The organism is Rhodococcus artemisiae (assembly GCF_036327795.1).
In the GTDB taxonomy this organism is placed as follows: domain Bacteria; phylum Actinomycetota; class Actinomycetes; order Mycobacteriales; family Mycobacteriaceae; genus Rhodococcus; species Rhodococcus artemisiae.
Genome location: NZ_JAUTXY010000039.1, coordinates 1 through 6580, shown reverse-complemented (window position 1 = coordinate 6580; position 6580 = coordinate 1). Strand labels below are relative to the sequence as shown.

The following is a 6580-nucleotide window of genomic DNA, read 5'->3' as shown; positions in this document are numbered from 1 at the left end:
TTTCACCGGAACCCCGGCATCGATCAGCCGTGCCAGTTGGTCACCGAACCGGTCGCGGTCCTCCGTAAACGACATGATCGTCGCAACCTCTCGTTGAGAGTGTTGCGACGATCATGTGAACCCGCCGATCCGGTCCGGGGCCCTCTGCTCGTCTTCGAGGCCGCGTGCGTGGGGCACCACCCGCTCATGCCGTTGCCTTCCGGTGAGCAATCATGGTCTTGGTCGACGGATCGTACGGGCCAACCTGACGGACGGCCCTGCGCTGCAAGGCCCGCAACCGGGCCTGCGCGGCGGTCAGCGACTTCGGTGCCGGAAACCGGCCGAGTTCGCGTCCGTCCTGCGTCGCAACAATCATCAGCGAGTCGGCCTTGACGCCGACGCCGACGTCGACAACACCCACCACCGGCTCACCCGCCCCGACGTGCCCCCGCACCTCGACCGCGCGGTGCACAAGAACCTGGAAGTCCACATGCCACCGACCGGCCGAATCCTCCGAGACGGTGGCGGACAGAATCCGGGCGGTGCCCGCCTCGATGCGGCAGGCGAGTTTGCGGGTGGATTCGCAGGTGTTGATCCGTGCCAGTCTCGGGAGGGTGACGTGGTGCCGGTCGGGCTCGACGCGCAGGACACCGGTGGTGAACCGCACGACCGGCGGGACCGTTTGGTCTTGAAGCGAGGGAAGCCGATCGCCTTCCCGGCCCGCTTTCCTTTGCGGGACTTCGACCAGGCGTCCAATACCCGAGTGAGCACATCGAGGCCGGTGTTGTAGGCCCCCTTCGAGTTCTCGGCCCACCACGGCGCCACCTCATGGTTGCGGGCGTTCCACTGCTTGCGCAACGCGGGCAGTGACCATCCCGACGCCGGCGTCAACTCGTCCCCGGCGATGCCGTAGGAGCGTTCGGCCTGCCGCTGGTCCATCACCGCCTTCACCGGCGCGAGCATCGTGTTGTGCACCTTCCGGGCACCTCCGGCATGAGACCGGAACGCCCGCACCTGCGCCGGACTGGGGCGGGGGTCGAGCCCGTATCGGTAGGCCTGCGCCGTCCACCCTTCCGGGACCTCGAACCGAGCCATCACACGACCTCCGGCCGCGCGGTGGTGGTCGTGGTGGTGGTGCGCATCGCACGACAGCGCGCACGGCTGTGGTCGTGGAGGCGGGCACACATCGGGGTCAGCACCTCGATCATGTTCCGCATCGGATCGTGGTTCCGGCCATGGTCGCCTGCCACGATCCGGCGGCCCTGTGCAAACAGGGCCGCGATCGGACGCTCGGCTCCGAGCCTGGTCCGGCGGTCGCGGCACTCCACGATGATCATGCTCACAGAGCAGTCCGACACACCTGCGCGTACACCACGGGGCTGTCAGGTCGAGCATCGGCCACGTCGACCTGGTCCATGCCGCCGTCCCATCTCCAGGTGCAAGGGCTCAGGGGTGAACAGTGGAGAACTCGTCCTTCATCCGAGCCGAACCCCCGAATGTCCTCCGACATGAACGACGGCGGGCGCCGCACCCGTTATGGGTGCGGCGCCCGCCGTAGAGAGCTCAGGAAGCGATCAGTGCTTCTCGGGGCCGAGGTGGTACTCGAACACCAGGCCTGCCGACGCACCGATGACGAGCACTACCGCGACCACGATCAGCCAGCCCTGGAAGAACGCCAGTGAGATGGCAGCGAACGCGGCTGCGCCGGCCAGCAGGATCGGCCAGTAGCTACCGGCGCTGAAGAAGCCCAGGTCGCCCGCGCCGTCACTGATCTCCGCGTCCTCGAAGTCCTCGGGACGCGTATCGAGACGGCGAGCGACGAAGCGGAAGTAGGTTCCGATGATGAGCGTCAGCCCTGCAGACAGCACGAGCGCGGTGAGACCTGCCCACTCGATGCCCTTGTCCGACAGCCCCGTGAAGGTGCCGTACACGATGGCGACGAGCACGAAGAACACCGTGACGAGTTCGAAGATCTTGGCTTCGAGATTCATTTCAGCACTTGTCCTTGTCGATGAGAGGTGTCACTCGCCCGCAGCGACGCTCGCCGAGCGGTCCGTGCGGTCGGTCTTGAACGGGTGGGTCGTGATCGCGACGGGCGACTCGCCGATCGCTTCGAGCGCCTGGGCGTTGGTCAGACCCTCGCCACCGTCCTCGACGGGCTTACGCAACTCGATGTACTCCGTGAACTTCTCCGGGGACACAGCACGCACCTCGAAGTTCATCATCGCGTGGTAAGTGCCGCACATCTCGGCGCAGCGGCCGACGAACGCACCTTCTCGCTCGATCTCGGAGATCTGGAACACCGGGTCGGAGTTGTTGTTCAGCGGGTTCGGGTTCACGTCACGCTTGAACAGGAACTCGGGGACCCAGAATGCATGGATGACGTCCGACGATGCGAGGTTGAACTCGATCCGGTTGCCGGTCGGGAGCACCAGGACGGGAATCTCCTCGGTGGTGCCGACGGTCTCGATCTTGTCGTAGTTCAGGTACGACAGATCCGAGACACCGGCGCCATGGATGGGGCCCGGCTCCGCATCGTGGCCGGCCGACTCCGGATCGAACGGCTCGGACGCCGTCGCCTCCTCTGCTTCCTGATCCGCTCCGTCGTAGACGGATCCACCCATGTCGACAGTGCGGTAGCCGAACTTCCAGTTCCACTGGAACCCGGTGACGTCGACGACGACGTTGGGGTTCTCTTCCTTCTCGAGCACGTAGTTCTGCACCACGACCGTGAAGTAGAAGAGGACACAGACCGCCACGAAGGGCGCTGCGGTGTACAGCAGTTCGAGCGGGACGTTGTATGCCGTCTGCCGCGGGAACTCCGGCGAGTTCTTCTTCTTACGATGGAAGAAGATCGTCCAAAATATCAGGGCCCACACGAGGATGCCCATCACGAGGGCGGCGAGAACCGACCACGTCCACAACTCGCGCATACGCTCGGCCTGGGGAGTAACACCCTCCGGCCAGCCGAAACGAAGAACTTCTTCGCTCGAGCACCCCGTCAACACCAAGGCTGCAATGCCGAGTGATGCTGCGAGCCCGAACCGCCGAAGGATCCGACCTTGCGCCACGTTCACGCCTTCCTGATCGCCGCAATTCCATTAGGGCACACCCGAAGGGCAGACCCAATTACTACGCAGCGTAGACCAAAGCCGACCACTATCCATCCTCGGGGCACGAAGATCGTGTCGCATCGAATGGATCGGCCGGGTGCAGTCGCGGGTGACGACGTGTTTTGTGCGATCCCGATGAACAACTCGATCGGCGATCTGCGGCATACTCCACAGTGACCAACGTCGGATCCCGGCTCAGAGTTCCCGCATCCATGCGCTGTGAACGTCGTGGGATCGACTCATCCCGATTGGAATCGAGGTACCGAACTCCGTGTGCGGACTGCTCGGGTTTCTGACCAACGAAGGCACCAGCGACGACGCCGTCTCCCGCGTCGGCGACGCATTGCACTGCCTGCGCCACCGCGGACCGGACGAACACGGCACCTGGCACGACGCCGATCTCGTCTTCGGCTTCAACCGCCTGTCGATCATCGACATCGCCCACTCACACCAGCCGCTGCGCTGGGGACCGCCGGAGCAGCCCGACCGGTACGCGCTGACCTTCAACGGGGAGACCTACAACTACCTCGAACTGCGCAAGGAACTGGCCGACGAGCACGGCGCGAACTTCGCAACCGAGGGTGACAGCGAAACCATCGTCGCGGCGTACCACTACTGGGGTGCCGACGCGGTACGCCGGTTGCGGGGAATGTTCGGGTTCGCGATCTGGGACACCGAGACGCGCGAACTCTTCCTCGCACGCGACCCGTTCGGTATCAAACCGTTGTTCCTCGCAACGGGTACCGCCGGCACCGCGTTCGGCAGCGAGAAGAAGAGCCTGCTCGAACTCGCCGACGTCATCGGTATCGATACCGAACTCGACGAACGCGCGATCGAGCATTACACGGTGCTGCAGTACGTGCCGGAACCCGAAACCCTGCACCGCCGGATCACGCGTCTCGAGTCCGGCTCCTATGCCCGCGTACGGCCCGGTTCCGAGCCGGAGACGACCCGCTATTTCATCCCCACCTTCCCGGTGCGTCCGTTCGCAGCGGGACGCGAGCAGGATCGCTACCGCGAGATCGCCGAGGCTCTCGAGGATTCGGTCGCCAAGCACATGCGCGCCGATGTGACGGTCGGCTCGTTCCTCTCCGGCGGCATCGACTCGACCGCCATCGCAGCATTGGCCAAGCGACACAACCCGAACCTGATCACCTTCACCGCAGGCTTCGAGCGCGAAGGATATTCGGAGGTGGACGTCGCGGCGGAATCCGCGGAGGCCATCGGGGCTCGGCACATCGTGCGGGTCGTCTCCCCCGCCGAGTTCGCCGCGGCGATCCCGGAGATCGTCTGGTATCTCGACGACCCCGTCGCCGATCCTGCGCTGGTGCCGTTGTGGTTCATCGCGCGGGAAGCCCGCAAGCACGTGAAGGTGGTGCTCTCGGGTGAGGGGGCCGACGAACTGTTCGGCGGCTACACCATCTACCGCGAGCCGCTGTCACTGAAGCCGTTCGAGTACCTGCCGTCGCCGTTGCGTCGTGCCGCCGGGACGCTGTCGGACCGCATCCCCGAGGGCACCCGGGGAAAGAGCCTGCTCCACCGCGGATCGATGCCCCTCGAGGAGCGGTACTACGGCAACGCGCGCAGCTTCAACGACGCACAGCTGCGCTCGGTGCTGCGCGAGTTCCGGCCGGAGTGGACGCATCAGGACGTGACCGCACCGATCTACGCTCAGTCCGCCGGGTGGGACCCTGTTGCACGGATGCAGCACCTCGACCTGTTCACGTGGCTGCGCGGCGACATCCTCGTCAAGGCCGACAAGATGACGATGGCGAACTCACTGGAGCTGCGGGTTCCGTTCCTCGATTCCGAGGTGTTCCGAGTTGCATCCCAGGTGCCGCTGGACCAGAAGATCACGAAGCAGACGACGAAGTACGCACTTCGACAGGCCCTCGAAGGCATCGTCCCGCCGCACGTGCTGCATCGCGCGAAGCTCGGCTTCCCGGTGCCGATGCGCCACTGGCTCGCCGGAACCGAGCTCTTCGACTGGGCACACCAGGTGATCACCGAGTCCCAGACCGATCACATCCTGAACAAGGCGGCGATCACGAAGATGCTGCATGCACATCGTGAAGGCCCGATCGATCACAGCCGGAGACTGTGGACGTTGCTGGTGTTCATGATCTGGCACGGCATTTTCGTGGAGAAACGCATCGTGCCGCAGATCCAGGAACCTGCGTACCCCGTCGAGCTCTGAATCGGCAGCACACGCACATATCGACTGTGGCGCCCCACCGTCGGGAGGGGCGCCACAGTCGTTGTCGGTCCGTCAGAGAATCGCAGCAATCTCGTCCGAGGCAACGGTGCCGTACGCATCGGCGAGACGCTTGAGTGCGTCGGCCCGGTCGAAGACCCATTCCTGCGTACCGGTGGTTTCCAGGACGTGGACGGCAACGAGCGACCCGAGCTGTGCCGCCCGCTCGACGTCGAGTCCGGCACGGTGGCCGAGGAGGAAGCCGGCACGGAACGCGTCGCCGACACCAGTGGGATCGACCTTGGCACGCTCGGGCACCACGCCGACCTGGACCCAGTTACCGTCGGCGTCGACGATGCGGGCGCCGTCCCCACCGAGGGTGGTGATGCGCATCCCCACCTTGGCGCGGATCTCGTCGTCCGTCAGACCGGTCTTCTGCTTGAGCAGACCCCACTCGTATTCGTTCGTGAACAGGTACTCGGCGCCGTCGATGAGCGCCTCCGCCTGACGGCCGTCGAGCCGAGCGAGCTGCTGCGACGGGTCTGCGACGAACGGAATGCCGAGCCCACGGCATTCCTCGGTGTGGCGGATCATCGCGTCGGGATCGTTCGCGCCTATCAGCACGAGGTCCACTCCGTGCTTCTCGACGACGCCGGCGAGAGAGATCTCGCGGGCTTCGGACATCGCACCCGGGTAGAAGGAGGCGATCTGCGCCATGTCCTCGTCGGTGGTGCACACGAAGCGGGCGGTGTGCGCACTTGTCGACGTATGAACCGCCTCGCAGTTGACACCGTGCTGCTCGAGCCAGCCGCGGTACTCGGCGAAGTCGGCGCCCACGGCCCCCACCAGGACCGGTGCACCACCGAGGACACCCAGGGCGAAGGCAATGTTGCCTCCCACGCCGCCGCGGCGGACGACGAGGTCGTCGACGAGGAAGCTCAGGGAGATGTGCGCGAGCTGATCGGCGAGCAACTGCTCCGCGAATCGGCCGGGAAAGCGCATGAGGTGGTCGGTGGCGATGGAGCCGGTCACGGCGATGGTCACGTGGACGAGCCTTTCCGCGTTGTCGAAGTCCGGGAGTCGAGATTCGGGCGGTACGGCGCATCGAATGACGGCCGCAGCGGTCTCACGGTACCCGCCGGACACGTCAGGGCCCCGGCACGGTTAGGCGGTTTCAAGGGGTCGGCGCAACACTGCCTGTCAATAGGTGGTGATTAGATCACGCAGACGCTCGGCTGGAGTATCCCAGCCGAGCGTCTTGCGTGGTCGGCCGTTGAGTTCCTGGGCGACATGC

General features: G+C 65.3%; 6 protein-coding genes. 1 reads left to right on the top strand and 5 read right to left on the bottom strand.

All coding sequences use genetic code 11. The features are described 5' to 3' along the window. Positions 1-184: 184 nt before the first annotated feature. The 4 genes from Q7514_RS33035 to ctaC all read right to left on the bottom strand — a co-directional run bounded on the left by Q7514_RS33035 (position 185) and on the right by ctaC (position 3056). Positions 185-646, bottom strand: coding sequence for a hypothetical protein (locus Q7514_RS33035; RefSeq protein WP_330137382.1), 462 nt, complete (start codon positions 644-646; stop codon positions 185-187). Between the two features lie 427 nt (positions 647-1073). Next, positions 1074-1316 (bottom strand): recombinase family protein, encoded by a 243-nt coding sequence (locus Q7514_RS33030; protein WP_330137381.1) that lies wholly within the window; start codon positions 1314-1316, stop codon positions 1074-1076. A 237-nt stretch (positions 1317-1553) separates the two neighbouring features. Further along, positions 1554-1970, bottom strand: coding sequence for a cytochrome c oxidase subunit 4 (locus tag Q7514_RS33025; RefSeq protein WP_054716393.1), 417 nt, complete (start codon positions 1968-1970; stop codon positions 1554-1556). Between the two features lie 30 nt (positions 1971-2000). Next, positions 2001-3056: an aa3-type cytochrome oxidase subunit II gene (gene ctaC, locus Q7514_RS33020; RefSeq protein ID WP_330137380.1), complete on the bottom strand. Its 1056-nt coding sequence runs from the start codon at positions 3054-3056 to the stop codon at positions 2001-2003. Positions 3057-3363: 307 nt separating this feature from the next. Here ctaC and asnB point away from each other — a divergent pair, with 307 nt between their 5' ends. Next, complete coding sequence (asnB, locus tag Q7514_RS33015; RefSeq protein WP_330137379.1) at positions 3364-5289, top strand: asparagine synthase (glutamine-hydrolyzing); 1926 nt, start codon at positions 3364-3366, stop codon at positions 5287-5289. Positions 5290-5361: 72 nt separating this feature from the next. Here the strand turns inward: asnB and Q7514_RS33010 are convergent, their stop codons facing one another. Continuing rightward, positions 5362-6330, bottom strand: a complete 969-nt coding sequence (locus tag Q7514_RS33010; protein ID WP_330137378.1) for a carbohydrate kinase family protein — start codon at positions 6328-6330, stop codon at positions 5362-5364. Positions 6331-6580 lie beyond the last annotated feature (250 nt).

Bases quoted from the DNA above. Each gene is read 5' to 3' on its own strand.
- Q7514_RS33030 (WP_330137381.1), bottom strand. From the start codon at position 1,316: ATGATCATCGTGGAGTGCCGCGACCGCCGGACCAGGCTCGGAGCCGAG.
- Q7514_RS33025 (WP_054716393.1), bottom strand. From the start codon at position 1,970: ATGAATCTCGAAGCCAAGATCTTCGAACTCGTCACGGTGTTCTTCGTG.